This is a genomic window from Phytobacter sp. MRY16-398 (assembly GCF_003925915.1).
In the GTDB taxonomy this organism is placed as follows: domain Bacteria; phylum Pseudomonadota; class Gammaproteobacteria; order Enterobacterales; family Enterobacteriaceae; genus Phytobacter; species Phytobacter diazotrophicus.
Genome location: NZ_AP018756.1, coordinates 3,667,600 through 3,693,280 on the forward strand (window position 1 = coordinate 3,667,600; position 25,681 = coordinate 3,693,280).

Consider the following 25,681-nt stretch of genomic DNA (forward strand, 5'->3'; position numbering starts at 1 on the left):
ACCGGCCAAGAGCCGGTTTTTTTTGGCCCAAATTTCCTACCAGTAGAAAATTTTACGAATTGTGAATTTTAATATTCACATTTTGTATTGACTACACATTCACGACATGTGAAACTCATTTCGCAAACTCAACGAATCCCATTCAGGCAGGATGCCCACGAAGTAGCTGCCGGCGGCATACGAAACACCGGATGAGATGGCGACGTTGATTTTAAGATTTCAGTTTTTAACGCGCAGCAGACCAACGTTCCGCCAGCCGGGCGCAAACGGCAAAGCAAAACAGACATCATCGTGAGGATTTTTCTATGACAGATTTCGCACGTGTGGCAACAGGGCAACAAGCAGTCCGCCTTAACTGGTTAACCGCCTTAACACGTAAGTTCTGCTATTTCCTGGCGCAGAAAGGCAACCCGGAGATTAAGGCGTGAGCACGTTTTTTTATTTAGTCATCACCGTTTGTGCGCTGACTGGCGAGTGTTCTGATACCCCGCTGGGTGTGTATCAAACAGAAGATGACTGTAATGCCGCCGCAGCGGAGCAAAGCGTTAAAGGCGAATGCTACCCGATAAGTATTCTGGCTGCCGACCAACAGCCTGCAGTTCATTTTTAAACGAGTTTTTACCAATGACTTACGGCTGTAGCCAGCCTGATGCCCAGTGCACGGGGCATCGTGATGGCAATACCGCCATCATAACCAAACAGGAGGCGATGACCTGTTCTGGTTAAATTGGATAAATCTTCTTTGCCCGCCTCGCGGCGGGCCTTTTTAGGAGGAGATATGTCAGCAAACGAATTAGCGCTGCGTTTCAGCACCGCACCCGCTGAGCAGCTCATCGGCAGACTACCGGTGCTGGAAGTGAAGGAAGCTCTTTGGCAGGAAGTTGAGGATGAAGTTCTCACTGAGGTTTATCAGGAACATGAGTTTGAAATGGAAGCGGTATCGGAACAGACAGATGCAGCGAACCGCCTGGCCAGCAAATTCGAACTCGTCGCCGAGACCTTCGGCACCGCCATCAGGCTGGCATTGACGCTACCACCAGCAGAAGCGAAGCAAATTTTGCAAGATGCTATCGACGATAACCCCGGTTACGGCCGGGAGCCGGATAAGGGATAAGTTATGGAATTTGGAATGAAACGTATCATTGCCTCAGTGCGCGTCGTCGCTGTAATGAAAAAGCTTTATACCGGCGCACCTGTCACTGTTGCGACCATTAGCAGCGAACTGAAGCTTTCCCCGTCTTACGTTGAACAGATCGTATCAAAGCTGGGGAAGGCCAAAATCGTGCGCGGTCAAAAAGGCCCGGGAGGCGGCTACCACCTTTGCAAACCTGAGTCCGAAACCAGCGTCGCCGAAGTGATCCGCGCTGTAACCATAATTCCGCATAGCAGCATTTTCGACCCGGTACTGGTTGCGCTCGACAGTGTTCTCGTCTCGCAACTGTCCGACGCAAAGATCAGTACCCCATAAAGCACAAAACCCGCCGAAGCGGGTTAGTGCCCGGTTAGCCGACCAAAGCTTTCCGGAACGAGTTTTGACCAATGACCAACCGCAGGCGGCTAACCATTAGCTGCCGGGAATCTTACAACCTTTAGGAGCCCGAACGCAATGCAGACATACGCGTTTTTGATTAAAGCGAAAGCCAAAGCGACTGACGCTAAACACCTTTTTTGCTGGCTATCTGCAAAATCCGATTCCCGCGCTGAACGCGAAATTGCCAATATTCTTGAAGATGCAGAAATCGAAACCGGGCGCGGCGCGCCTTATTTGCAGCCGGTTCGGACAGACTGGCCTGTTGTTGATGACCTGCCGGAAGAAGGTAAGCTGGACAATACCTGGTGCGACCGCTACGAACTCAACGAAGACGGACGTTCGTGGAAGCTGATTTCCCGGCCAGCGCCGGAACCGGAACTAAGCAACAGCGAGGTTACGACCTCATTAGTACCAGTTGCGAAAGAAGAACTCCCGACTACATCTGACGAAGCAAGTATTCCTCTGGAAAATCGTGGGCTGGCTGTTCGCATTGCCATTCACCTGCTGAACGATAAATACCAGACCCATATTACGAAGGCGCAGCAGATTACCGCCACCGAGCTGTCACTGGATGAAGGCAACTCATACATGCAGAACCTGATGCAGGCCATCAGTGACGTTGCTGAATTTTCCGACCTGTCCTTGCACGTCGAGTGGAAACTGGTGCAGGCAGTCAAAGCTGTATTCCCTCAGGATGGTGAGCATGCCCCGACGCTGCTGGTCGACTTTGTGACGAACTGGATCTCTAGTGAACCGGATTCCCGCAATCAGTTGGTGGAAGACTGGCAAAGCGGCAACTTACCGGCTAAAGAACCGGTAACACGAAGCGAGGATGTTACCGACAAGATGGAGCATCCGGCAGCACAACTGGGATTCCGCCAGCAGTTCCTTGCCGCGTACATTTGCGATGAGTTTGCCCATCACGTCACCGCTGACCAGCGGATCATGATCTCCGATCTCATGCTTGACGTAGATAACCATTATGTTCAAAACCTGATGCTGGCCGCCGAGAATGTGGCGGAGGCAAAAAAATATTCCTGGCAAGAGATCTGGAAGCTCACTGACGCTGTAAAAAAAGTATTTGCCCCTTCGGCACGTCATGAACTCGGCGTGGTTTTGCGGTTCATGCAGGCATGGGCAGCAACTCATCATATTGACCGCGGCTTACTGGTTAAGGAGTGGCAGGCTGGCAAACGCGTGGCCGCTATTCAGCGAACTGATTCAGGAACAACTGCTGGCGGTGGAATTCCAACAGACCGCAATCCAGACTACATCCACACGCTGGATACGCTGGACATTGAGATAGCCCTGGCGACGCTACCGATGGATTTCGACATTTACAATTTCCCGGCATCTATCCACCGTCGCGCAAAAGAAATCGTCAGCAACAAAGAAAGTCCATTTAAAGAGTGGTCTGCGGCTTTGCGCAAGACACCGGGTATTCTTGATTTCTCACGAGCTGCAATCTTCGCACTCATCCGCGGCGCCGCCGAAGACGTCCATCGCTTCCCGGCGCTTCTAAATCGATACATCAACAAAAGTCTGGCTGAAAGCAACCACGATGCACCAACCGCTGAAACCCTGGCTGCAGCCCGGCAGGTTAACAGCGCCTCCGTCGTCGCTGCGGTGATTCAGGGCACCGAACCGGTTGAGAGCCTCGATAATCTGGAAACAGGATTTGCTGTTGTAGGCAAGCAGGTTGCAGAAGCAGCAGGCAAAACTGCAGGGGATTCTAAAACAACAACGGAAGTTGCGAATCTCGGTAATGGCGTTTTCTCCATCGATAACCTGATGGGCCACCAATCCGCCACCAGCACAACCACACTACAGAACGAGGCTGCCGACGATGTGCAGATGGAAGAAACTGGCCGTGATGAAGCCCAGACTGATTCTGCGGTACCGCCGGGCGAAGCAGAAAATGTGTCAACTGAAAGCGGTGCTGCAGCTCGTCCACAGGCAACTGCCGTAGATAATAATATTGATACCGGACATCAAATTAACGATGGCGAATCGTACACCCTGATGACGCATGTGATGGTTGACCTGGAAACGATGGGCAACAATCCGGAAGCACCGATTGTTGCCATCGGCGCGGTATTTTTCGATCCGGGAACAGGCAAAACGGGTGAGGAGTTCTATCAGATTGTCAGCCTCGAGTCCGCAATGGAGTTCGGCGCGAAACCTGACGCCGCCACAATAATCTGGTGGATGAAACAGTCAGCAGAGGCGCGCGCAGCGATAACAGGCGGCGATGCTATTTCGCTGATGGACGCCATCGATAACCTCGACGAATTTATTCACACGAATTCAGCCAACGGCATCAAGTATGTGCAGCTCTGGGGCAATGGCAGTTCATTCGACAATGTAATTTTGCGCCGCGCATATGAACAGGTTGGCGCGGAATTGTCCGTGCCGTTTTGGAATGACCGTGACGTGCGCACCATCGTCGAGTTGGGCAAAGTTGTCGGTATCAACCCGCGCTATCAGATCCCTTTCGACGGCGACATGCATAACGCACTGGCCGACGCCCGGCACCAGGTCAAATACGTTTCAGCTATCTGGCAAAAACTGACCCAGAACTGATTTTCAAAAATCACCTTTTACCTGGCTGGGGGATTACTCTTCTGGCCGGGGCTAAGGAGACGTTATGTCAAAACTGATGCCTCTCGAAGAATGGGCCAAAGAGACGTATGTAAAACCCCCAACGCTGAACACATTAAGGCGGTGGGCTCGGATGGGGAACATCTACCCTGCTCCGGAAAAACACGGGACGAGTTACCAGGTTTGCCCCAACGCCATCTATATACGCCCAAACAAATTATGTTCAGTCGCCCCGGTTAACGGAATGGATACAAGACACCCCAGAAAGGGGTCATTACTGGAGAAGTTGCAACATGACAAAAAGGCGGGAAAATTATGATCAGAATCTCCCCAGAAACCTGACATACCGCCAGTCACGCAAAACGTACGCCTGGCGCAACCCGCTCACCGGCAAGGAGATCTCTCTCGGTAAGATTTCCAAACGTGAAGCGGTTGCCCAGGCTATCGAGGCTAATCACTATCTTGAGCAAAATTACACCCCGGTCACGCTGCTCGAGCAGTTGAAAGGCGAGCATGAATACACTGTTGCTGAATGGCTAAAAGAATACTGGGAAATTTTGGGTAAAAGAGAGCTTTCGGCGATCACGCTGAAATCCCGTAAAGGACATCTTGAGGTGATCCGCCAATCGCTGGGGGAAATGATCCTCGCAAAAGTTTCTACTCTGCATATTGCAGACTTTCTTAAGCGCTGGACAGATGAGGACAAAATGACGATGGCTACCACTTACCGTTCGGTCCTGTCAGATGTGTTCCGTGAGGCCATCGTGAATGGCCGGGTGGTAGCCAATCCGGTTGAACCCACAAGAACGCCAACAATCAAAGTTAAACGGGAACGCCTGGAACTTGAAACCTTTATCTCGATAAGGCATGAAGCGGAAGTTCTTCCCGTCTGGTTTCGCAACGGAATGGACCTTGCACTGGTCACCGGCCAACGCCGCGAAGACATAGTGGAAATGCGTTTTTCAGAGATCAGAGATAATCGGCTTCACGTAGTCCACATAAAAACGGGAATGATGATCGCCATCTCTCTGGATCTGGAATTGCGTTGCGCCGGTCTGGTCCTGGGGGATGTCATTGAGCGCTGCCGGAAAGGTAATTCTACGGATTTTTTGATTTCTGCTGGTGTCAGAAAAAACAGCCTGGCGGGGTCGATTCACCCGGACGGGTTAACCAAATATTTCGTGAAGGCAAGAAAACTATCTCAGATCGCTTTCAGCGACTCCCCTCCTACGTTTCATGAAATCAGGAGTCTGGCCGGGCGCCTGCATGAGGCTGAATATTCAGAAATTCACGGCAAAAAAGAAGGCAAAGCATTCGCACAGCGGCTGTTGGGGCACTCCTCAGAAGCGACTACGAAAAAGTATTTAGATCCGCGCAAAAAGGAATTTATTCTGGTATAAGGGTTAGGTCGCCGAATATGGGAATTCGGACGATTTTCGGACATTTTCGGACGAAGCCACATAAGTGCTTGTCTGGAAAGGGTTCCAAAAAAAGACCGAATACGATTCCTGTATTCGGTCCAGGGAAATGGCTCTTGGGAGAGAGCCGTGCGCTAAAAGTTGGCATTAATGCAGGCTAAGTCGCCATGCACTTTAAGAATAGATGACGACGCCAGGTTTTCCAGTTTGCGGCAAATCCGGTCTGAAAAATTCGGTTATCGTCACGCTTAAAAATGTTAAAACCGCAAGTTCTGAGGAATCAGGCTTGCGGTTTTTTATGGAAAATCAGCCAGATACTTTCGTTTATTAACAGAGCTTTTCCGCTCGGGCAATAAAGGGCTCAAGACTCATCTTTTCACCGGGTCTGGCCGGGTCGTCAATTTGGATAACGCTGACAGGCTGCGCTGTTGTTTTACCGCTTGCCACCTGCTTTTGCGCCTCTTCATTGAGTGGGTATTGCACCAGTGTGCTGGGATTGATGGCATAAAGCGCATGGTCAGGTCGGCAGGTGAGCATCACCTCTTCGCGATTAAATGCCCATTTGTCCTTACCCACTTCAAAGCGGCTTACGGTAATCACCGACGGCGCGGCAAAGGCGCCAGCGGAACATGCCAGTAAAAGCATCGTCAGAATGGTTTTTTTCATCATTTTCGCCCGGTTAATCAGAAGGGTTCCCAGGTTGCGAACAGGCTGACCGCCGCCAGCACTAGCGCGCCCAGGACCACTTCGGTCCATGTCATCCAAATCAGGAAATGTCGTGCCTGCGAGTTTTTCAGGCCTAAGCGTGGAACCAGAACATACCTGTTCGCTAACGCTATTGCCACCATTAGCGCCACCAGCGCACATTTGATCAAGAGCATGCGACCATAGTTTGTCTGTGTGGACCACATGCTGCCCTGAATCAACAGGGTATTGATAATACCTGTGGCAAGCACACCTGCGACAGCGACATGGCCATAGCGTGAAAAACGCATCATCGCCATAACAGCATGATCTCGCCTGCGGGCCTGGCTCAACCGCATACAAAATATCACTGGCAATAATCCGCCAAACCAGGCCGCGGCACACAGCAAATGAAAAGCGTGGTTTGTACGTTGTAATATGCCCGCCATGCCATCGTGCATGGCGGCATGACCAACGCCCGCCATCAGGATCAGTTGCGCGCCTGCCAGCAACATCAACCGTCCCTGCTGTTGTGGTTGCAGGTAACCGACAAGCATCGTCATAACGGCAATGATAATCTGCCATAGCCAGATACTGCCAAACTGTGTGCCGGTAAGCAGCAGCCAGATTTGCGGACTGAAAACATCTGTCCAGCCATCACCCATGATCCCGCCCTGTAGGGCAAACATGAAGACGGCACTCAACATGCTCATGCCAAGGCAGATACGCGTTAATAGTGTAAAACGCGTTACCATAACAGGTTGCAGATGGCGAGGCGCCAGCCGACTAATAAAGAGCGCGCAGCCGAAAAGCAGCATCACGGCGGCAAAATGGATGCCGCGCAACCCAATATAGCCAGCCGTTAGCATCTTATTTCACTGAAAAAGTATAGGTACCGCGGGTTTTGTGGCCATCGACCGAGACGACGTGCCAGTCAACGGTATAATTGCCCGGTTGCAGCGCCTGCGCCAGCGGAACGATCATTTGGGTTTTGTCCTGTTCGTTACGTTTGACCGCACCTGTCTTGATGCTCTGTTGCTGCGCCCCCGTCAGGGTGACACCGCTAAATTTGGGTTCAATGCCCTCTGAGAAATTGAGGGTTAATGCCTGCGGGGCGGCCGTCACCTCGGCATTTGCTGCCGGGTACTGGTTTTTCAGATGAGCATGTGCGAAAACGGCAGGCGTAGTGGCGAGAGCCGCAGCAAAAACCAACGCGCGTGTCAGGTGGGATGCGGTGAATAACATGTCTGGCATTCCTTTTTGTTATGTTTAAAGCGACGAGAATAACTCTGTATAATGGTCTCGTCGAGTATCATCATCGGCAGACTTGTCTTTCTGCAACAGGCTTAGTAACTTTTGCGGCATAAACCCAGGAGAAACGCATGAATACCAATCTGGCCCGTCTTTCACAGGAAGAGATGGACAAAGTCAACGTCGATTTGGCGGCGGCCGGTGTAGCTTTTAAAGAGCGCTATAACATGCCAGTTGTCGCTGAGGTGGTGGAACGCGAACAGCCAGAACACCTGCGCAACTGGTTTCGTGAACGGCTTATTGCTCACCGCCTGGCGTCCGTCAATCTGTCTCGTCTGCCTTACGAGCCGAAAAGCAAATGACCGCCGAAACCGTACTGCGCGTCATCGATACCGAAACCTGCGATTTGCAGGGCGGGGTTGTCGAGATTGCGTCCGTGGATGTGGTGAACGGGCAGATTATTAATCCAATGAGCCATCTCGTGCGCCCGGATCGCCCTATCAGTCCGCAGGCGATGGCTATCCATCGGATAACCGAATCCATGGTGGCGAATCAACCGTGGATTGAAGAGATTATTCCCCACTACTACGGCAGTCACTGGTATGTCGCCCATAATGCCAGCTTCGACAGGCGCGTCTTACCCGAAATGCCCGGTGAATGGATTTGTACCATGAAACTGGCGCGTCGGCTCTGGCCCGGCATTAAATACAGCAATATGGCTTTGTATAAATCACGCAAACTTAGCGTGCAGACACCTGCCGGATTGCATCATCACCGGGCGCTTTATGATTGCTATATCACCGCGGCCTTGCTAATTGACATTATCAACACATCAGGCTGGACCCCGGACCAAATGGCAACGGTTACCGGCAGACCCGCTCTGCTGACAACCTTCACCTTCGGTAAATATCGGGGTAAAGCCGTTGCCGAAGTCGCAGAGCGCGACCCCGGTTACCTGCGCTGGTTGTTCAACAATCTGGACCGAATGAGTCCGGAACTACGGCTGACGTTAAAGTATTATCTCGACGATAATTAATCCGTTTTTTTGCCCGGGAGCGTGCCTTGCGCCAGCGCGACCAGAAAAGCGAACTCCAGCGCCACGCCCTCGTAGGATTTGAAACGGCCTGATTTGCCGCCGTGACCGGAATCCATATCGGTACAAAGCAGTAGCAGATTATTGTCCGTTTTAAATTCTCGCAGTTTCGCGACCCATTTGGCAGGTTCCCAGTATTGCACCTGAGAGTCATGCAGCCCCGTGGTAACCAGCATATGGGGATAGTCATGGGCGCCGACATTATCGTACGGACTATAGCGTTTGATGTAGTGATAGTAGGTCTCATCCTGCGGATTCCCCCACTCTTCAAACTCACTGGTGGTCAGAGGGATGGATTCATCCAGCATCGTAGTGAGCGTATCCACAAACGGTACCTGAGCGATGACGCCGTGAAACAGTGACGGACGCTCATTGATGACGGCCCCCATCAACAACCCCCCCGCACTGCCGCCCATGGCGTAGCAGAAAAGCGGAGAGCCATACTCCAGTGCTAACAGCCCATCCGTGACATCGATAAAGTCGTTGAAAGTATTTCTTTTGTTCAGGAATTTACCGTCCTCATACCACTGCTGCCCCAGTTCCCCGCCGCCACGAATGTGGGCAATGGCATAGACAAAACCACGATCGAGCAAACTTAACCGGCTACTGCTGAAATCGGCATCCATGCTGGCGCCGTAGGATCCGTAGCCATAGACCAATAACGGATTTTCCCCTTTGCGGAAGTGTTTGTGGTTGTAGACCAGCGATACCGGCACTTCCACGCCATCCCGCGCGCGGATCCACAAATGCTCGCTACGATAGTCACTGGCATCAAACCCGGCCACTTCCGTCTGTTTGATCACCCGGCGCTCGCCGGTATCCATGTCGAGTTCAAACAAGGTATCGGGCGTCGTCATGGAGGAATAGCCATAGCGCAGCCGCGAGGTCTCCGGCTCCGGGTTATAAGCAAGCCAGGTAACATATGCCGGATCGTCAAACGCGATTCCAGTGACTTCTCGCGTTTTGCGGTTGATCTGCCGCAGACTGGTGAGACCACGCTGTCTTTCCTCAACCACCAGCCAGTCGGTAAACAGGGTGAATCCTTCCAGCATGACATTATCTCTGGCAGGAATCAGTACCTCCCAGCGTCTTTCATCGCGCACTTTGGTGCGATACAAGCCGAAATTTTTGCCATCGCGGTTTGAACGCAAATAGAACGAGTGCTGAAAATGATCGAGGCTGTAATCGTGATCCTTACGACGCGGTAAAAAACAGAGCGGCTGTGCATCCGGCAATTCAGCATCCAGCAGCAATACCTCACTGGTCGTCGCACTCGCAAGATGAATAATGATGTAGTGTTGGGAGCTGGTTTTGCTCAGGCTGACGTAAAAAGTGTCGTCCGCCTCTTCGTAAATCAGTTCATCTTGCGTTGAGGGCGTTCCGACGGTGTGACGCCATACCTGGTAAGGCAACAGAGTCGTGGCATGCTTACGCACATAATAAAGGGTCTCTGAATCGTTAACCCAGACACACCCCGGTGAGACATTGTCGAGCATCTCCGGATACCAGTTGCCGGTTTCCAGATTACGAAAGCGTACTCCGTACTGGCGGCGCGACAGGTAATCCTCGGAAATGGCCATAAGCGTATTATCCGGCGAGATGGCAATCCCACCGAGGGTATAAAATTCGCTATGCGAAGCGCGCTGATTCGCGTCGAGCAGCACCTGCCACTCATCCCATTCAGCAGACAGCGCAGACTGGCGTTGGTATATGGGATACTCACACCCCGGCTCAAAGATGTGGCGATAGCGATAGCCATTCTTAACGTAGGGCGCTGAAACCTCGCGCTGCGGAATACGCGAAATGATCTCTTCCAGCAGACTATCCTGTAGCGCCTGCTGGGAAGCCATAATGCAGCGGCCATACTCATTTTCAGCTTGCAGGTACTCGAGTACATCTGGCTGCGAACGGGTGTCGTCGCGCAGCCAGTAATAGTTGTCCAGACGTGTATCGCCATGAACTGTCATGGCGTGGGGGATTTGTTTAGCTTTCGGCGGCATAGCTCTGTTCTTATTTGTTTAACACACTATAAGGTTGGCAAAAGCCGCGCGTGATGCAAGCGAAACGAGAAAGTAGCGTTAGTCGATGAGCCCCTTTTTTTGTTGTCGAAGGTCTTCTTCGATACCGTCCCGAACCTCCTGCGGGATCTTAAGCGCATCACCTAAAGCGGCCAGATAGCTGCGCTCCATAAAGTGGTCAATATCTATCGCAGCACAGCTCAGGAAGTACACTTCCAGCGCCTCTTCCTCATTTTTGATGCCGGATGCAAGACGGTGCGGATCCAGCGGTAGTTCGATCGCTTTCGCAATCAGCGCTCTCCCCTGTTCTTCAATACCGGCCTCGTTCAGTTGTTGTTCGATAGCGGCACGTTCTCTGTCATCAATATGTCCGTCGCTCTTCGCGGCAAACACCAGGGCCAGAATAAGGCGTTCCGTGCGCGCATCAATAGACGAACTCTGTTGACCAAACTGCGCTTCCCCCTGATGGGCAGCACGCACTTTGTCTTTGTATTTATTCCACAGCACGCTGCCCGCCACGGCCCCGCCACCAACAAGCAGCGCACTGGTACCGTATTTGGTCAGTAATTTGCGAGAGGATTTGCTGGCGACCAGCAAACCAGCAAGCCCGCCTAAGGCACCGGGCACGAGTAATTTGCCGAGATCCTGCCCGCCGGAGGATGACGATGACTGGCCTTGTTGGCCAAGAAGAGACTGTAATTGGTTTAACCAGTTTGCCATGATTCCCCTCACTTAATCGTTTCGTAAACGAGAAGCCTAAGCGAGGGGGTGTCAGGAAATGTCTAAAACAGCAAAAGATGAGAAAAGGTCGCAGCCTTAACGAGGCTGATACTCCGCTTTTCCTGCTTTACAATCGATTTTGACGAGATAGTGAATGTCAGTACTCTTGCCGCGAACTGTCAAGGGAACATCCCATTGATCGTTCTTACCCCGTATGTCTTTCGGAGTAACCCAGGCAACGGGATCCGCCTGGCCAAGTTTTTTTTGGTCATCAGCCCAGCGTACGATGCGGTTTTGCAAATAATCGCGTTTGACGCTCGCAGCAATCCCCTCGGCGTTCATGCCTTCGCAAGAGGGAAATTTCACCGATTTGGCAGTAGCAGCCGACGCGACTACGCTGCCCGCCAGTAATATTGTACCCAGCAACACTCCTGCTATTTTCATGCTTTTCTCCTGTGCATAGAGCCCAATCAAAGCATGGTACAAATTACTGGCAGTGCAAGCCGGGATCAGGCGGCAGAACGTTTCGCTTTTGACTTAATATCAACCGCGTCTGATGACTCAATTTCTGCGTCATCCTGAGCCACTGCTGGTGCACTCTCCTGGGTATCCGCACCCGGTAACTTACCGGACTTGAGGATATGGCTGAGCACATCTTTTTGTTCAGCCAGCCAGAGCGCCATTTGATCGCACTGGTCTTCTTCAAGCGTCACTGGCGCTTCGCCCAGCCAGCCTTCAAGTACCTCGGCCAGGTCGAGCATTTTATCGTAAGCGTCAGCTTCCTTTTTGCTGGCAAAAGACATTTTTTCCTCACCTTCACGAATCACAACATACTTGACTTCAACCGCCATGATGCAGCCCCTTTTAACTGTATTTATATACAGTATATTACTGCGTCATTTATCAGAGCGCAAGTCGTAAAAGACAGACGCAAACGTTTTCGTATATACTGCCGCCAGATTTTTTTAAGAAGGTCGACTTACTATGACTCTATTAGGTACTGCGCTGCGTCCGGCGGCGACTCGCGTAATGTTATTGGGTTCAGGGGAATTAGGCAAAGAAGTGGCGATTGAATGCCAGCGTCTGGGCATTGAAGTCATTGCCGTAGACCGTTATGCCGACGCGCCCGCAATGCATGTGGCCCACCGCTCGCATGTTATTAATATGCTTGATGGTGAGGCGTTAAAAGCGCTGGTCGCGCAGGAAAAACCGCATTTTATCGTGCCGGAAATCGAAGCGATTGCCACCGACACACTGCTGGGGCTGGAAGCTCAGGGGCAGCATGTCGTGCCCTGTGCACGGGCAACCAAATTGACCATGAACCGTGAAGGTATCCGTCGTCTGGCAGCCGAAGAACTTGCCCTTCCTACATCAAGCTACCGCTTTGCCGACAGTGAAGAGGCGTTCCGTCAGGCCGTTGATGAGATCGGCCTGCCCTGTATCGTCAAACCCGTCATGAGTTCTTCCGGTAAGGGCCAGAGTTTCATTCGCAGCGCCGAGCAACTGGCGAAAGCCTGGGCATATGCGCAACAAGGCGGGCGCGCGGGTGCCGGTCGCGTTATCGTTGAAGGTGTGGTGAATTTTGATTTTGAAATCACCCTGTTGACCATTAGCGCCTCAGATGGCGTGCATTTCTGTGCGCCAGTCGGTCATCGTCAGGAAGATGGCGACTATCGTGAATCCTGGCAGCCACAATCAATGACCGACCTTGCGCTGGAACGTGCAAAAGAGATCGCCAGTAAAGTAGTGCTGGCGCTCGGGGGCTATGGGCTGTTTGGTGTCGAATTATTCGTCTGCGGCGATGAGGTGGTCTTTAGCGAAGTCTCTCCACGCCCGCACGACACAGGCATGGTCACGCTGATTTCTCAGGATGTTTCAGAATTCGCCCTGCATGTTCGCGCCTTCCTTGGTCTGCCCATTGGGCAAATCCGCCAGTACGGGCCATCGGCATCGGCGGTGATCTTACCGGAGCTGAAAAGCCAGAACGTCACGTTTGATAACGTGCAAAATGCCGTTGGTGCGGGCCTGCAGGTCCGTCTGTTTGGCAAGCCCGAAATCGACGGCACGCGTCGTTTAGGTGTTGCGCTGGCAACGGCAGATAGCGTTGAAGAAGCTGTTGAACGCGCAAAAGCCGCGGCAGCAGCGGTGAAAGTTACGGGTTAAACCCGACGGCAGTCCCCGGTATTGCTTCGCTTACCGGGGCTATTGTATTCATTTGTATTCGATCAGATAGGTCAGTTTCCCATCGGCCCGGCCTGGCGTCACGGCTGCTCCGGTTTTGATATAGCGGGCATACAGTGGAATGGTCATGGTGGCATCGGTGCCTGATACCAGGGTTCCGGTTGTCGGCTGCGAGAACGTCATTGGCTGCAGCGTCGTGTTTGAACTCGAAAGCTGAATCCCTATACCCGTGGCACTGTTTGAGTCACTGCTGATTGCCATAATCCCGTTTGCGTCATCAATGACGCTGGTGGCGGGGGTAAGGCTCAGGCTCCAGATGGCGTTAGCTGTGATGGGGCCCCTGATTGTTTTACTGCCACTGCTACTGTTATTCTCTATGTAATGACCGTAAGACTGTGCCCCACCGTAATTGCAATTGAGCAGATCAATAGATGCTTTCACCCACGGGGTTGCCGTATTCGTAGCAGTAAATTCTGACGCTTTATATTTGCCGAGATCCACCGTTTTACTGGCTTCTGCAAGTGTGCATGTCGCCTGGGTAAAGGTAAGCCTGCCATTAAAAATGGGGCGAAAAACCGGAACGTCGCTGCCAGGTGAATTATTCCCTCCCACCACAGTTTCCACTTTAGGCAAGGTGGACAGGTCAATAGAACTGGCCGTGATATCGCCCGTTTTGATGAGTACAAAGCTGAGATTACCGTTTGATGTATAGGTATTGCAGGAATAGTCAGACTTGGTATAGCAAGACCCAAAACTATATCTTTTATCTCCAATTGCCCGACCATCGGTCAGAACTACCATACCAATACCCGCAATACCGGTCTGATAGACAGTTCCCCGACTACTCCCCTGCCATGATGACAGCGCAGGCGTGATGCCGCCGACAAATCGTCCCATCACATAATAATTAGTGTATGTAGAGTTATTATTACAATTGGCGCGGTAATAGATATAGGTGTCATTCCGCGTGAAGACTCTGTAAAACTCGGTCCCCACTGCAATATCTTTCGGCATCCGCATTGTTGAGAATATTCTCACATCGGTAGTGGTAACTATGCCGGCCGGCTGATCGCCCGGTGAATAAGAGACTAATGTACACCATGCCTGCGCAGAGAATGAAAATAACAGCGCGCTTAATATAACTATTATTGAAAACAGACGTTCCCTGATCATTATATACTCCTTCAATTATTTAATAACGACGTCATATATCTTCGTCATGCCGTTATCATCTATCCATGTCACCTGTGCTGGCGTACCGCTCTTCACCGGCAATGGAAAATTACGCGATTCACCGGGCGCAACCATATCAACCGGCCAGTTTCCGCTTTTGGTTGCCACTGACACCAGCGACACATACCGGGCGCCGGAGTTGCTAACCGTCACACCCTGCTTCGAGCTGTGCCAGCTCAACGCCTGCACCGCCGTTTCCGGGTTGCCGCGCAATCCCTCCGGGCGATAGAACAATTTCACCCGCGTGTGTAACGCCACCTGCAGGCGGTTTACCCCCTCACCTGCCGGGAGTTTCATGGGTACATCCAGCACGTTGAGCCAGAAAAGAGATTCACGATCGCGCGGTAGCGCCGAGCTGTTAACCACATGAAGGCGCAAAGTCTGATGACTTTCAGCATCGACACGAGTAATAGGAGGAATAATGATGAAGGGCGTGTCATTAGATGCGGGAGAGCTGGCCTTATTACCCGTATCAAGCCAGCTTTGTACCAGGACCGGTTTATTACTGCGGTTGGTAATGGGGATGGTGACTTCACGCATCCCTGCGTTATAAATCACTCGTGTAATATCCATGACAATACTTGCAGATACGTTGGTCGACAGCATCATCAATATGCTGATACAAAAAATATTCCGAAACATTCCTTTGCTCCTGATAAAATGCAAACGTCTTTGATCACGTAAAACCCGTAAAACGGCTGACGATGCACAGAAGCGGAGTTTAAAGCTGCAATTTTGATAATTAAATATCTTATTGAAGAGACGCTTTTACACTGGTGAAAAAGAATATAAAAAAGCCCGGTCGCAGTAATGCTTACCGGGCTTTTCAATTTTATGAGCAGTCAATAATACGCCGCCCACTGAAACAGATTACTTCGCGCCTTCTACCGCTTCGCGAGCCAGTTTCGTAATGCGATCATAATCGCCTGCTTCCAGCGCGTCGGCAGGAACCAGCCAGGAGCCACCGATACACAGCACGCTTTTCAGCGCCAGGTAGTCGCGGTAGTTCGCCGGAGAGATACCGCCAGTCGGGCAGAAACGCACCTGAGAGAACGGACCTGCAATGGCCTGCAGCGCTTTGGTGCCGCCGTTTGCTTCCGCCGGGAAGAATTTGAACTCTTTCAGACCGTAGTCCATGCCCAGCATCAGTTCTGAAACTGTGCTGATACCCGGAATCAACGGGATGGTGCCTTCGGTGGCGGCTTTCAGCAGCGGCTCAGTCAGACCCGGGCTAATCGCGAACTGCGCACCCGCTTCTGTCACTTCTATCAGTTGCTGCGGGTTAAGGACGGTACCAGCACCGATGATGGCGTCCGGCACTTCTTTTGCAATCGCGCGAATCGCATCGATGGCACAGGCAGTACGCAGTGTCACTTCAAGAACGCGCACGCCGCCTGCAACCAGAGCTTTCGCCATTGGGACAGCGTGCTCCAGTTTGTTGACAACGATAACCGGCACTACCGGGCCAGTTTTCAGGATTGCTTCTGCACTCGTTTTCCAATTTTTCATCAGAATTATTCTCTCGCCTGAACTAAAAATCTTGTCGTTTTAAAAAGTAATGCAGGTCGCGCCCTGCTCGGCACCGGAAAGTTTTTCTCGCAGTGCGCCAAACAGCTCGCGTCCCGTGCCAACGCGCGCAGCGCTCAGGTCAGGAATATGCGGCTGACGTGCAGCAAGCTCGTTATCATCGACCAGCAGCGTCAATTCGCCGGTCTGTCCGTTTACACGGATGATGTCGCCATCACGTACTTTCGCCAGCAATCCACCGTCATACGCTTCGGGTGTCACATGAATCGCTGAAGGCACTTTACCTGATGCGCCGGAGAGTCGTCCATCTGTAACCAACGCAATTTTGAAACAGCGGTCCAATAATACACCAAGTGGCGGCATAAGTTTATGTAATTCTGGCATGCCGTTCGCTTTTGGCCCCTGGTGACGCACCACCACGACGCAATCTTTGTTCAATAGCCCCGCATCAAAGGCCGGTAACACATCATGCTGACTCTCAAATACCACCGCCGGCGCTTCAATGACCTGATATTCAACCGGTACGGCAGAGGTTTTCATCACCGCGCGGCCAAGGTTGCCGCTCAGCACTTTGGTACCGCCATGACGAGAGAAGGGTTTCTCAATTGTGGCGATAACGTCCGCATCCAGCGACGCTGCCGCCCCTTCGCGCCAGTCCAGTTCACCGTTATTGAGCCACGGTTCCATGGTGTAACGGGAGAGGCCAAAACCGGCCACCGTGTTGACATCCTCATGCAGCAAACCGCCCTTAAGCAGTTCCCGCATTAACACAGGTACGCCACCCGCCGCCTGGAAGTGGTTAATATCCGCCGGACCGTTCGGATAGAGTCGCGCCAGCAGCGGCACCACGTCCGACAGTTCTGAGAAGTCATCCCAGTTAATAATGATGCCCGCAGCGCGCGCCATCGCCACCAGATGCATGGTGTGGTTAGTAGAGCCACCGGTTGCCAGCAGTGAAACGATACCGTTTACCACCACTTTTTCATCAACCATTTTGCCTATCGGCATCCATTCGCTGCCGTTGCCGGTTAAGCGTGTCACCTGGCGTGCTGCAGCCGAAGTTAGCGCTTCACGCAGCGGTGCATCCGGATGCACGAAGGAAGAACCTGGCAGTTGCATGCCCATGAATTCAACGACCATCTGGTTGGTATTGGCCGTACCGTAGAAAGTGCACGTACCCGGCGCGTGGTAAGAGGCCGCTTCGGATTCCAGCAGCGCCATACGATCGACTTTGCCTTCTGCATAAAGCTGACGAATGCGTACCTTTTCTTTATTTGCCAGACCGCTGGCCATCGGACCTGACGGGATAAACACGGCGGGCAGATGACCAAACGAAAACGCGGCCATCGCGAGGCCGGGGACGATTTTGTCGCAGACGCCAAGGAACAACGCCCCGTCAAACATATTATGCGACAGACCAACTGCCGCCGACATGGCGATCACTTCACGGCTGAGCAGTGAAAGTTCCATCCCGTCCTGACCCTGCGTAACCCCGTCACACATGGCCGGAACACCGCCTGCTACCTGGCCGACCGCGTTAACTGAGTGCAGCGCTTTGCGGATGATATTGGGATAGGTTTCGTAAGGTTGATGTGCTGAAAGCATATCGTTATAGGAGGTGATGATGCCGATATTGTTACGCAGCATACTTTTGAGCGAAGCTTTGTCATCAGGCTGGCAGGCGGCAAAGCCGTGGGCCAGGTTTCCACACGCCAGCGAGGAGCGGTGTACGGTTTCACTCTTCGCCTGATTGATGCGTTTTAAGTAGGCAGTTCGGCTTTCGCGCGAGCGTTCAGCAATGCGATTTGTTACGCGTAACAATACTGGATTCATAAAGGCTCCTGAAATTTATCTGTCCGGGACAACGGTATGCAGGAGGTTTTCAGCATTTTAATTCCAGCAGAAACGCCGCCACACCGCGCCCAAAGGCAAAATTACTGTAGCCAGTGTAATAAAAAAAGCTCCGCTGGTGAATCCAGTCGGAGCCTGAAAGTTGAAATATTGGCCTGATTTCTGAGTTAGATCATGTTACCGGTAAAACTCCGTAACATTGGCAACAACCTGATTACTCAAATTCGTTCCACGAACGGCCATCACGGGTGATCATCGCCACAGAGGCAACCGGTCCCCAAGTCCCGGCCTGATACGGTTTCGGCGAGTCGTTATCCATCGCCCAGGCTTCGGTGATGGAGTCAACCCACTTCCACGCTTCTTCAACTTCATCACGGCGCACGAACAGCGCCTGAATGCCACGCATGGTTTCCAGCAACAGGCGCTCGTAAGCGTCCGCCAGATGCGTTTCGTTGAAAGTTTCGGAATAGCTCAGGTCCAGCTTCGTGGTCTGCAGATTGTGCTTGTGATCCAGCCCTGGCACTTTATTCAGTACCTGGATATCCACACCTTCATCTGGTTGCAGACGGATGGTGAGTTTGTTCTGGGGCAGATCCTGCCACGACTCTTTAAACAGGTTCAGCTCCGGCGTTTTGAAATAGACCACGACTTCAGAGCATTTCGTCGGCAGGCGTTTACCCGTGCGTAGGTAGAACGGCACGCCCGCCCAACGCCAGTTGTCGATATCTACGCGAATAGAGACGAAGGTTTCGGTGTTACTGGATTTGTTCGCGCCCTCTTCTTCCAGATAGCCCGGGACTTTTTTGCCCTGCGCAAAGCCGGTGGTGTACTGACCACGAACGGTTTTCTCGCGCACGTTCGAGCGATCGATGCGACGCAAGGATTTCAGCACTTTCACTTTTTCGTCACGAATGCTGTCTGCGGTGAGATCGGACGGCGGAGACATAGCGATCATGCAAAGGATTTGCAGCAGGTGGTTCTGGATCATGTCGCGCATTTGACCTGCCTGGTCAAAGTAACCCCAGCGACCTTCAATACCCACCTCTTCCGCCACCGTGATTTCCACGTGATCAATCGTACGGTTATCCCAGTTGTTCACAAACAGGGAGTTGGCAAAGCGCAGCGCCAGCAGGTTCAGTACCGTCTCTTTACCCAGATAGTGGTCGATACGGTAGACCTGGCACTCTTCGAAATATTCGCCAACCTGATCGTTAATTTCGCGTGAGGTGGCAAGCGAGGTACCCAACGGTTTTTCCATGACCACACGGGCAGGTTTCGCATTCAGCTTCGCCTCGCCCAGGCCTTTGCAAATTGCGCCAAAGGTGCTTGGCGGCATCGCAAAGTAATTAATAGTGGTGCGATTCTTCTGGTCAAGCATGGCGCCAAGGCGTTTAAACGCTTTGGTATCATTAACGTCCAGGTTGCAGAAATCCAGGCGGCCGCTCAGCGTGTCCCATAAGCTTTCATCGATTTTTTCCTTCATGAAAGTTTCGAGCGCTTCACGCACCACTTTTATATAGGCTTCTTTATCCCAGTCGGCGCGTCCGACACCCAGGATACGCGTATCCGGATGGATCTGACCCGCTTTTTCCAGTTGATACAGGGAAGGCAGCAATTTCCGGCGTGCGAGGTCGCCTTTCGCGCCGAAAATGACCAGGTCACATGCCTGGGCTGTTTGCGTTACCGCCATGTCATTCTCCTCAGTTGGCTATCCTGGTGCTTATGCCAGGTTTTAGTTGTAATTTTATTACACTGCACTGTACTGCTTTTACGTAATTCCCGAAACTGCTAACGCTTGGCTACGTGTGCGTTCTTCTTCTCTTCGGCGAAAATCTGGGTTTTCGCCTTGAAAATGCTGGATGTTTGCCCGATACGCGGCGAATAAAATCCGACTGCGATCATGTAATGAAAAAAAACAACAACATTTAACGTTGTCGCTTACCTTTCTTTGCGGCAGAAAGGTATATTCTTGCTAAAACGCATCACGATTTCACCTTTCTGTGGAATCGTTTCACTGATGAGCGATTCGTTAAAAATGAATATGCTGGAAAAAATCCAGTCTCAACTGGAACACCTTAGCAAATCCGAGCGCAAAGTGGCGGAAGTGATCCTCGCCTTCCCCGATCAAGCCATTCATTCCAGTATCGCCGCCCTTGCCCAGCAAGCAGGTGTCAGCGAACCAACGGTGAACCGATTTTGCCGCAGTCTGGATACCCGCGGGTTTCCGGATTTTAAATTGCATCTGGCGCAAAGTCTGGCAAACGGCACCCCCTATGTTAATCGCAACGTCGATGAAGATGACAGTGTCGAAGCCTATACTGGCAAAATTTTCGAGTCAGCGATGGCAAGCCTGGACCATGTGCGCCAGTCGCTCGATATGACGGCGGTCAACCGCGCCGTAGATCTGCTAACGCAGGCAAAGAAAATCGCCTTTTTCGGTCTTGGCTCGTCCGCGGCCGTCGCGCACGATGCGATGAACAAATTTTTCCGCTTCAACGTACCGGTTATTTATACCGACGACATTGTGCTGCAACGCATGAGTTGTATGAATTGTAGTGATGATGACGTGGTTGTGCTGATTTCTCATACCGGACGCACAAAGAGTCTGGTTGAACTGGCACAGTTGGCGCGGGAAAACGACGCCATGGTCATTGCGCTGACATCAGCCGATACACCGCTTGCGCGGGAAGCGACACTGGCCATTACCCTCGACGTTCCGGAAGATACCGACATTTACATGCCCATGGTGTCGCGTCTGGCACAGCTCACGGTTATTGACGTTCTCGCCACCGGTTTCACATTGCGACGTGGCGCAAAATTCCGGGATAACTTGAAGCGTGTCAAAGAAGCACTGAAAGAATCGCGCTTTGATAAGGAGTTGCTCATCCGGAGCGACAAACATTAATAGACCGATAGTAATAACAAAGTTGTAACATCTTACGCTGTTCGGTTAAATTCTCATTTTGATAACTTAACTGAATCCATGTTCACGCAACACCTGGTTGTTTTAGACAACGGAGTATTACATGTCCAGAAGGCTTCGCAGAACCAAAATTGTTACCACTTTAGGCCCGGCCACCGACCGCGATAATAATCTTGAGAAGATTATCGCCGCAGGCGCCAACGTGGTACGCATGAACTTCTCACACGGCACACCGGAAGATCATAAATTACGTGCGGATAAAGTGCGTGAAATTGCGGCAAAACTGGGACGTCATGTTGCTATTCTTGGCGATTTACAAGGACCGAAAATTCGCGTGTCCACGTTCAAGGAAGGCAAAGTATTCCTTAACATTGGCGATAAATTCCTGCTTGATGCCAACCTCGGCAAAGGCGAAGGCGATAAAGAAAAAGTCGGCATCGACTATAAAGGCCTGCCCGCTGACGTGGTGCCTGGCGATATCCTGTTGCTCGATGATGGCCGCGTTCAGTTAAAAGTACTGGAAGTTCAGGGCATGAAAGTGTTCACCGAAGTCACGGTGGGCGGCCCGCTGTCTAACAATAAAGGCATTAACAAACTGGGCGGCGGCCTCTCTGCAGAAGCACTGACCGATAAAGACAAAGCAGATATTGTAACTGCGGCGCTGATTGGCGTGGATTACCTCGCCGTCTCCTTCCCGCGCTGTGGCGAAGACCTGAACTATGCACGCCGCCTGGCGCGCGACGCTGGTTGTGACGCCAAAATTGTCGCCAAGGTTGAGCGCGCAGAAGCGGTCTGCAGCCAGGAAGCGATGGATGATGTGATCCTCGCCTCCGACGTGGTGATGGTTGCCCGTGGCGACCTCGGCGTAGAAATTGGCGACCCGGAACTGGTGGGTATCCAGAAAGCGCTGATCCGTCGTGCGCGTCAGCTTAACCGTGCGGTCATCACCGCCACGCAGATGATGGAATCGATGATCACCAACCCAATGCCCACTCGCGCAGAAGTGATGGACGTGGCAAACGCCGTGCTGGATGGTACCGATGCGGTTATGCTCTCTGCGGAAACAGCCGCAGGCCAGTACCCGGCAGAAACCGTTGCCGCGATGGCGCGCGTGTGCCTGGGTGCGGAAAAGATCCCCAGCATCAACGTGTCTAAACACCGCCTGGATATCCAGTTTGATAACGTGGAAGAAGCGATCGCCATGTCGGCAATGTATGCCGCTAACCACCTGAAAGGGGTAACGGCGATTATTTCCATGACGGAGTCCGGGCGTACGGCGTTAATGACGTCACGTATCAGTTCCGGCCTGCCGATTTTCGCGCTCTCCCGCCATGAGCGTACGCTGAACCTGACCGCGCTGTACCGTGGCGTAACGCCGGTCCATTTTGACAGCGCGAGCGAAGGCGTTGCCGCTGCCAACGATGCGGTCAATCTGCTGCGTGACAAAGGTTACCTGATTTCTGGCGATCTGGTGATCGTCACCCAGGGCGACGTGATGAGCACCGTGGGCACCACTAACACCACGCGCATTCTGACCGTGGAATAAGCAGTATCCAAAAAGCAAAAACCCCGCCTGGCGGGGTTTTTTTATTGTCACCCCTAAACCACCTCCTGGGGAGGTGGTGATTGATCCTGTAAGGCTATAGCCTGAAGAATGCCCATGCCGGAATATCTCTGCTTACTCACCACAAGTAAAAGGAGACAAACCGACATGGGGCTTTACAGGAGTTCATCACATGTATATTGGCGTTGCAAATACCACATAGTATGGACGCCAAAGTACCGTTTCAGGATCCTGAAAGATAATCTGGGCAAGGAACTTTACAGGACAATCTACATCCTATGCGGAATAAAAGATTGTGAGGTTCTGGAGTTAAATGTTCAGCCAGATCATGTACATCTGGTTGTAATAGTCCCGCCGAAAATCTCGATATCAACCCTGATGGGGCATCTGAAAGGCCGCAGTGCAATCAGGCTCTACAATCGTTTTCCACATATAAGAAAGAAACTATGGGGTAACCATTTTTGGTCCCGTGGCTACTTTGTCGATACGGTGGGAGTGAATGAAGAAATTATCAGGAGATATGTGAGGCATCAGGAGAAAAAGGAACAAATGCATGAACAGCAGATGGAATTGCTAGAGTAGTAACAGGAATGAGACAGTAGCCCCCCTTATAGGGGGCATTCTAAAAAGCCACCTTCTAAGAAGGTGGTCTTTTACTTCTTCGGGAATAGCTCTTTGCGTCTGTACGGTTCAGTCTCGCCCGGCTTGCGTGTTTTCAGCAGTTTTAAAATCCAGGTGTACTGCTCAGGGTGCGGGCCGACGAACACTTCAACCTCTTCGTTCATTCGGCGCGCAATGGTGACGTCATCCGCCGTTAACAGATCGTCCATCGGTGGGCGAACCTGAATGATCAGCCTGTGCGTCGTCGCATCATACACCGGAAAAAGCGGCACAATGCGTGCACGGCACACCTTCATTAAACGGCCAATCGCCGGTAGCGTGGCTTTATAGGTGGCAAAGAAATCAACAAATTCGCTGTGCTCAGCACCGTGATCCTGATCGGGCAGATAGTAGCCCCAGTACCCCTGGCGTACGGACTGAATAAACGGTTTGATACCGTCGTTACGTGCATGCAGACGTCCGCCAAAGCGGCGGCGCACCGTATTCCAGACATAATCGAACACCTTATTGCCCTGATTATGGAACATCGCCGCCATTTTCTGCCCCTGGGATGCCATCAACATTGCCGGGATATCAACGCCCCAGCCGTGCGGGACCAGAAAAATGACGTTTTCGTTGTTGTCGCGCAGCCCATCAATGATCTCACGGCCCTGCCACTCAACGCGCGGCAGGATCTTCTCTGGCCCACGCAGCGCCAGTTCAGCCATCAGTACCATTGCCTGCGGTGCAGTGGCAAACATCTCATCAATGATCGCTTCGCGTTCCGCTTCTGATTTTTCCGGGAAGCAGTACAGCAGGTTGATCTGCGCACGCCGACGCGCACTCTTACCAAATTTACCGGCAAGTCGCCCCAGCGTTCCCAACAACGGATCGCGTAACGACGCAGGGAGCAGCGCTACACCGGCAAACGCAAAAACACCCATCCACGCGCCCCAGTAGCGCGGGTGGCGAAAGCCTTCTTCAAATTCGGGAATGTATTCAGAATTATTTTTCTTCGTTTCCATGCATGTTCCGCAGGCAAGTATTCAAGTAAGCAAAGTAAGAATAGTGTAACGAGGTGCGTTAATTCCTACAAAAGAAAAAGCCGGCGTGTGTCGACGCCGGTTTGTATGCTGTAAGGCGTTAATCGAATTTCAATTGCGGAACGATGTCCTTCACCTGCGCCAGATAATCACGGCGATCGGTACCGCTCAGACCTTCGGTCCTTGGCAGTTTCGCCGTTAAGGGGTTAACCGCCTGCTGGTTGATCCACACTTCATAATGCAAATGCGGGCCTGTTGAACGACCGGTGTTACCGGAGAGCGCGATGCGATCGCCACGTTTCACTTTCTGCCCTTCTTTCACCAGCAATTTGCGCAAGTGCATATAGCGCGTGGTGTAGGTGCGGCCATGACGCACCGCGACATAATACCCCGCCGCACCACTGCGTTTGGCAACCACCACTTCGCCGTCACCCACAGAGAGAACCGGCGTCCCCTGCGGCATGGCGAAATCGACGCCCTTATGCGGCGCAACGCGACCCGTGACCGGGTTCAGTCGACGCGGATTAAAGTTGGAGGAGACGCGGAACTGTTTCGACGTGGGGAAACGCATAAAGCCTTTCGCCAGCCCGGTACCGTTGCGGTCGTAAAATTTACCGTCGTCGGCGCGAATCGCAAAATAATCTTTACCATCAGAGCGCAGACGAACACCCAGCAGTTGGCTCTGTTCCTGTTTCCCTTCCAGCATTTCGCGGGACATCAGCACAGAGAACTCATCGCCTTTTTTGAGTTTACGGAAATCCATTTGCCACTGCATCGCTTTGATGACGGCGCTGATTTCGACATTGGTCAAGCCGGCTTCTTTCGCACTGCTGACAAAACTGCCGCCAACCGTGCCTTTCAGCACGGAGTTGACCCAATCGCCTTCCTGAATCGCACTGGTCATTTTAAAGCCGCCATCAACGCGGTCATAAGTGCGGGTTTCACGGCGGGAAACTTCCCAGGTCATGCGCTGCAGATCGCCATCTGCGGTCAACGTCCAGGAGATCTGCTGACCAATTTTCATGTTACGCAGGTCTTTATCTGCCGCGGCGAGCTGGCTGATATCACCCATATCGATGCCGTACTGATTCAGGATACTGCTCAGCGTATCGCCGGTCGACACGACATATTCGTGCACGCCCTCTTCACCGGCAGTCTTATCGTCAAGTTCATCCTGGGGAATGTCTTCAACTTCGTCGGGCATAGACTGATCGATAGGCTCACTGGCCTCAGGCAGCAGCGAACGAATCTCTTTCTTTTCCAGCTCGATGGTTTTGACGATGGGTGTCGGCGTGGATTCGGGGTGGTAGACATACGGTCGCCAGACGGCAACCGTTAAAGTGAGAACTGTAAGTGACCCCAGCATAACGCGGTGGGGTCGGGGCAGATTATTAAATGCCAGGGCGACAGAGCGGGCTATCTGTTGCACGTATCCACTTCCTC

Annotated in this window: 27 protein-coding genes; 13 read left to right on the forward strand and 14 right to left on the reverse strand. The window is 52.2% G+C overall.

Annotated features, from left to right (window positions below; genetic code table 11):
• Positions 1 to 305 precede the first annotated feature (305 nt).
• The 7 genes from MRY16398_RS31165 to MRY16398_RS18065 all read left to right on the forward strand — a co-directional run bounded on the left by MRY16398_RS31165 (position 306) and on the right by MRY16398_RS18065 (position 5,532).
• Positions 306 to 428, forward strand: coding sequence for a hypothetical protein (locus MRY16398_RS31165; protein ID WP_255498895.1), 123 nt, complete (start codon positions 306 to 308; stop codon positions 426 to 428).
• On the forward strand, positions 425 to 610 hold the full coding sequence (locus MRY16398_RS18040) for a DUF1482 family protein (RefSeq protein WP_125124956.1): 186 nt from the start codon (positions 425 to 427) through the stop codon (positions 608 to 610). The genes MRY16398_RS31165 and MRY16398_RS18040 overlap by 4 nt, the downstream gene beginning before the upstream one ends.
• 168 nt (positions 611 to 778) lie before the next feature.
• Positions 779 to 1,114 (forward strand): hypothetical protein, encoded by a 336-nt coding sequence (locus tag MRY16398_RS18045; RefSeq protein ID WP_047369725.1) that lies wholly within the window; start codon positions 779 to 781, stop codon positions 1,112 to 1,114.
• A gap of 15 nt (positions 1,115 to 1,129) precedes the next feature.
• The gene (locus MRY16398_RS18050) at positions 1,130 to 1,468 is read left to right on the forward strand and encodes an RrF2 family transcriptional regulator (protein WP_125124256.1); all 339 of its coding nucleotides are present in this window, start codon (positions 1,130 to 1,132) and stop codon (positions 1,466 to 1,468) included.
• A 138-nt stretch (positions 1,469 to 1,606) separates the two neighbouring features.
• Positions 1,607 to 4,114, forward strand: a complete 2,508-nt coding sequence (locus tag MRY16398_RS18055; RefSeq protein WP_125124957.1) for a 3'-5' exonuclease — start codon at positions 1,607 to 1,609, stop codon at positions 4,112 to 4,114.
• Positions 4,115 to 4,190: 76 nt separating this feature from the next.
• Complete coding sequence (locus MRY16398_RS18060; RefSeq protein WP_336513218.1) at positions 4,191 to 4,451, forward strand: excisionase; 261 nt, start codon at positions 4,191 to 4,193, stop codon at positions 4,449 to 4,451.
• A complete protein-coding gene (locus tag MRY16398_RS18065; protein ID WP_125124958.1) occupies positions 4,426 to 5,532 on the forward strand; it encodes a tyrosine-type recombinase/integrase in 1,107 nt (368 codons plus the stop codon). The genes MRY16398_RS18060 and MRY16398_RS18065 overlap by 26 nt, the downstream gene beginning before the upstream one ends.
• A 345-nt stretch (positions 5,533 to 5,877) precedes the next feature.
• On the opposite strand, the gene MRY16398_RS18070 is transcribed toward MRY16398_RS18065, so the two are convergent.
• The 3 genes from MRY16398_RS18070 to yobA are packed head-to-tail and all read right to left on the reverse strand — an operon-like array spanning position 5,878 to position 7,479.
• Positions 5,878 to 6,219: a YebY family protein gene (locus tag MRY16398_RS18070; protein WP_107222991.1), complete on the reverse strand. Its 342-nt coding sequence runs from the start codon at positions 6,217 to 6,219 to the stop codon at positions 5,878 to 5,880.
• Between the two features lie 14 nt (positions 6,220 to 6,233).
• Positions 6,234 to 7,103, reverse strand: coding sequence for a copper homeostasis membrane protein CopD (gene copD, locus MRY16398_RS18075; protein WP_079496722.1), 870 nt, complete (start codon positions 7,101 to 7,103; stop codon positions 6,234 to 6,236).
• A 1-nt stretch (position 7,104) separates the two neighbouring features.
• Positions 7,105 to 7,479 (reverse strand): CopC domain-containing protein YobA, encoded by a 375-nt coding sequence (gene yobA, locus MRY16398_RS18080; RefSeq protein ID WP_071195198.1) that lies wholly within the window; start codon positions 7,477 to 7,479, stop codon positions 7,105 to 7,107.
• Positions 7,480 to 7,616: 137 nt separating this feature from the next.
• Between yobA and MRY16398_RS18085 the strand changes: the two genes are divergently transcribed.
• Both MRY16398_RS18085 and exoX read left to right on the forward strand, forming a co-directional pair.
• Positions 7,617 to 7,847 carry a DNA polymerase III subunit theta gene (locus tag MRY16398_RS18085; protein WP_039078743.1) on the forward strand — a complete coding sequence of 77 codons (231 nt, stop codon included), beginning with the start codon at positions 7,617 to 7,619 and terminating at the stop codon, positions 7,845 to 7,847.
• Positions 7,844 to 8,521: an exodeoxyribonuclease X gene (gene exoX, locus MRY16398_RS18090; protein ID WP_125124959.1), complete on the forward strand. Its 678-nt coding sequence runs from the start codon at positions 7,844 to 7,846 to the stop codon at positions 8,519 to 8,521. Before MRY16398_RS18085 ends, exoX begins: the two co-directional genes overlap by 4 nt.
• On the opposite strand, the gene ptrB is transcribed toward exoX, so the two are convergent.
• The 4 genes from ptrB to MRY16398_RS18110 all read right to left on the reverse strand — a co-directional run bounded on the left by ptrB (position 8,518) and on the right by MRY16398_RS18110 (position 12,167).
• A complete protein-coding gene (gene ptrB, locus MRY16398_RS18095) occupies positions 8,518 to 10,578 on the reverse strand; it encodes an oligopeptidase B (protein WP_125124960.1) in 2,061 nt (686 codons plus the stop codon). The two genes, exoX and ptrB, sit on opposite strands and share 4 nt — an antisense overlap.
• A gap of 78 nt (positions 10,579 to 10,656) precedes the next feature.
• The gene (locus MRY16398_RS18100) at positions 10,657 to 11,316 is read right to left on the reverse strand and encodes a tellurite resistance TerB family protein (RefSeq protein ID WP_039078740.1); all 660 of its coding nucleotides are present in this window, start codon (positions 11,314 to 11,316) and stop codon (positions 10,657 to 10,659) included.
• Between the two features lie 96 nt (positions 11,317 to 11,412).
• Positions 11,413 to 11,760: a protein YebF gene (gene yebF, locus MRY16398_RS18105; RefSeq protein WP_039078739.1), complete on the reverse strand. Its 348-nt coding sequence runs from the start codon at positions 11,758 to 11,760 to the stop codon at positions 11,413 to 11,415.
• A gap of 65 nt (positions 11,761 to 11,825) precedes the next feature.
• Positions 11,826 to 12,167 (reverse strand): YebG family protein, encoded by a 342-nt coding sequence (locus tag MRY16398_RS18110; protein WP_125124961.1) that lies wholly within the window; start codon positions 12,165 to 12,167, stop codon positions 11,826 to 11,828.
• Positions 12,168 to 12,300: 133 nt separating this feature from the next.
• Here MRY16398_RS18110 and purT point away from each other — a divergent pair, with 133 nt between their 5' ends.
• The gene (purT, locus tag MRY16398_RS18115; protein ID WP_125124962.1) at positions 12,301 to 13,479 is read left to right on the forward strand and encodes a formate-dependent phosphoribosylglycinamide formyltransferase; all 1,179 of its coding nucleotides are present in this window, start codon (positions 12,301 to 12,303) and stop codon (positions 13,477 to 13,479) included.
• Positions 13,480 to 13,527: 48 nt separating this feature from the next.
• Here purT and MRY16398_RS18120 read toward each other — a convergent pair whose 3' ends face one another.
• The 5 genes from MRY16398_RS18120 to zwf all read right to left on the reverse strand — a co-directional run bounded on the left by MRY16398_RS18120 (position 13,528) and on the right by zwf (position 19,798).
• On the reverse strand, positions 13,528 to 14,670 hold the full coding sequence (locus MRY16398_RS18120; protein ID WP_125124963.1) for a fimbrial protein: 1,143 nt from the start codon (positions 14,668 to 14,670) through the stop codon (positions 13,528 to 13,530).
• A gap of 15 nt (positions 14,671 to 14,685) precedes the next feature.
• Positions 14,686 to 15,372 carry a fimbrial biogenesis chaperone gene (locus tag MRY16398_RS18125; RefSeq protein ID WP_052249235.1) on the reverse strand — a complete coding sequence of 229 codons (687 nt, stop codon included), beginning with the start codon at positions 15,370 to 15,372 and terminating at the stop codon, positions 14,686 to 14,688.
• A 228-nt stretch (positions 15,373 to 15,600) separates the two neighbouring features.
• Positions 15,601 to 16,239, reverse strand: a complete 639-nt coding sequence (gene kdgA / locus MRY16398_RS18130) for a bifunctional 4-hydroxy-2-oxoglutarate aldolase/2-dehydro-3-deoxy-phosphogluconate aldolase (protein ID WP_125124964.1) — start codon at positions 16,237 to 16,239, stop codon at positions 15,601 to 15,603.
• Between the two features lie 39 nt (positions 16,240 to 16,278).
• Positions 16,279 to 18,090, reverse strand: a complete 1,812-nt coding sequence (gene edd, locus MRY16398_RS18135) for a phosphogluconate dehydratase (protein WP_039078733.1) — start codon at positions 18,088 to 18,090, stop codon at positions 16,279 to 16,281.
• A 232-nt stretch (positions 18,091 to 18,322) separates the two neighbouring features.
• Positions 18,323 to 19,798: a glucose-6-phosphate dehydrogenase gene (gene zwf / locus MRY16398_RS18140; protein ID WP_039078732.1), complete on the reverse strand. Its 1,476-nt coding sequence runs from the start codon at positions 19,796 to 19,798 to the stop codon at positions 18,323 to 18,325.
• A 345-nt stretch (positions 19,799 to 20,143) separates the two neighbouring features.
• Here zwf and MRY16398_RS18145 point away from each other — a divergent pair, with 345 nt between their 5' ends.
• The 3 genes from MRY16398_RS18145 to tnpA all read left to right on the forward strand — a co-directional run bounded on the left by MRY16398_RS18145 (position 20,144) and on the right by tnpA (position 23,177).
• A complete protein-coding gene (locus tag MRY16398_RS18145; RefSeq protein ID WP_039078781.1) occupies positions 20,144 to 21,013 on the forward strand; it encodes a MurR/RpiR family transcriptional regulator in 870 nt (289 codons plus the stop codon).
• Between the two features lie 121 nt (positions 21,014 to 21,134).
• Positions 21,135 to 22,577 (forward strand): pyruvate kinase, encoded by a 1,443-nt coding sequence (pyk, locus tag MRY16398_RS18150; protein WP_039078731.1) that lies wholly within the window; start codon positions 21,135 to 21,137, stop codon positions 22,575 to 22,577.
• Between the two features lie 165 nt (positions 22,578 to 22,742).
• Positions 22,743 to 23,177 (forward strand): IS200/IS605 family transposase, encoded by a 435-nt coding sequence (gene tnpA / locus MRY16398_RS18155; protein WP_107224832.1) that lies wholly within the window; start codon positions 22,743 to 22,745, stop codon positions 23,175 to 23,177.
• 71 nt (positions 23,178 to 23,248) lie between these two features.
• On the opposite strand, the gene lpxM is transcribed toward tnpA, so the two are convergent.
• Both lpxM and mepM read right to left on the reverse strand, forming a co-directional pair.
• A complete protein-coding gene (gene lpxM / locus MRY16398_RS18160) occupies positions 23,249 to 24,220 on the reverse strand; it encodes a lauroyl-Kdo(2)-lipid IV(A) myristoyltransferase (RefSeq protein ID WP_039078730.1) in 972 nt (323 codons plus the stop codon).
• Positions 24,221 to 24,338: 118 nt separating this feature from the next.
• Positions 24,339 to 25,667 (reverse strand): murein DD-endopeptidase MepM, encoded by a 1,329-nt coding sequence (gene mepM / locus MRY16398_RS18165; protein ID WP_039078729.1) that lies wholly within the window; start codon positions 25,665 to 25,667, stop codon positions 24,339 to 24,341.
• Positions 25,668 to 25,681 lie beyond the last annotated feature (14 nt).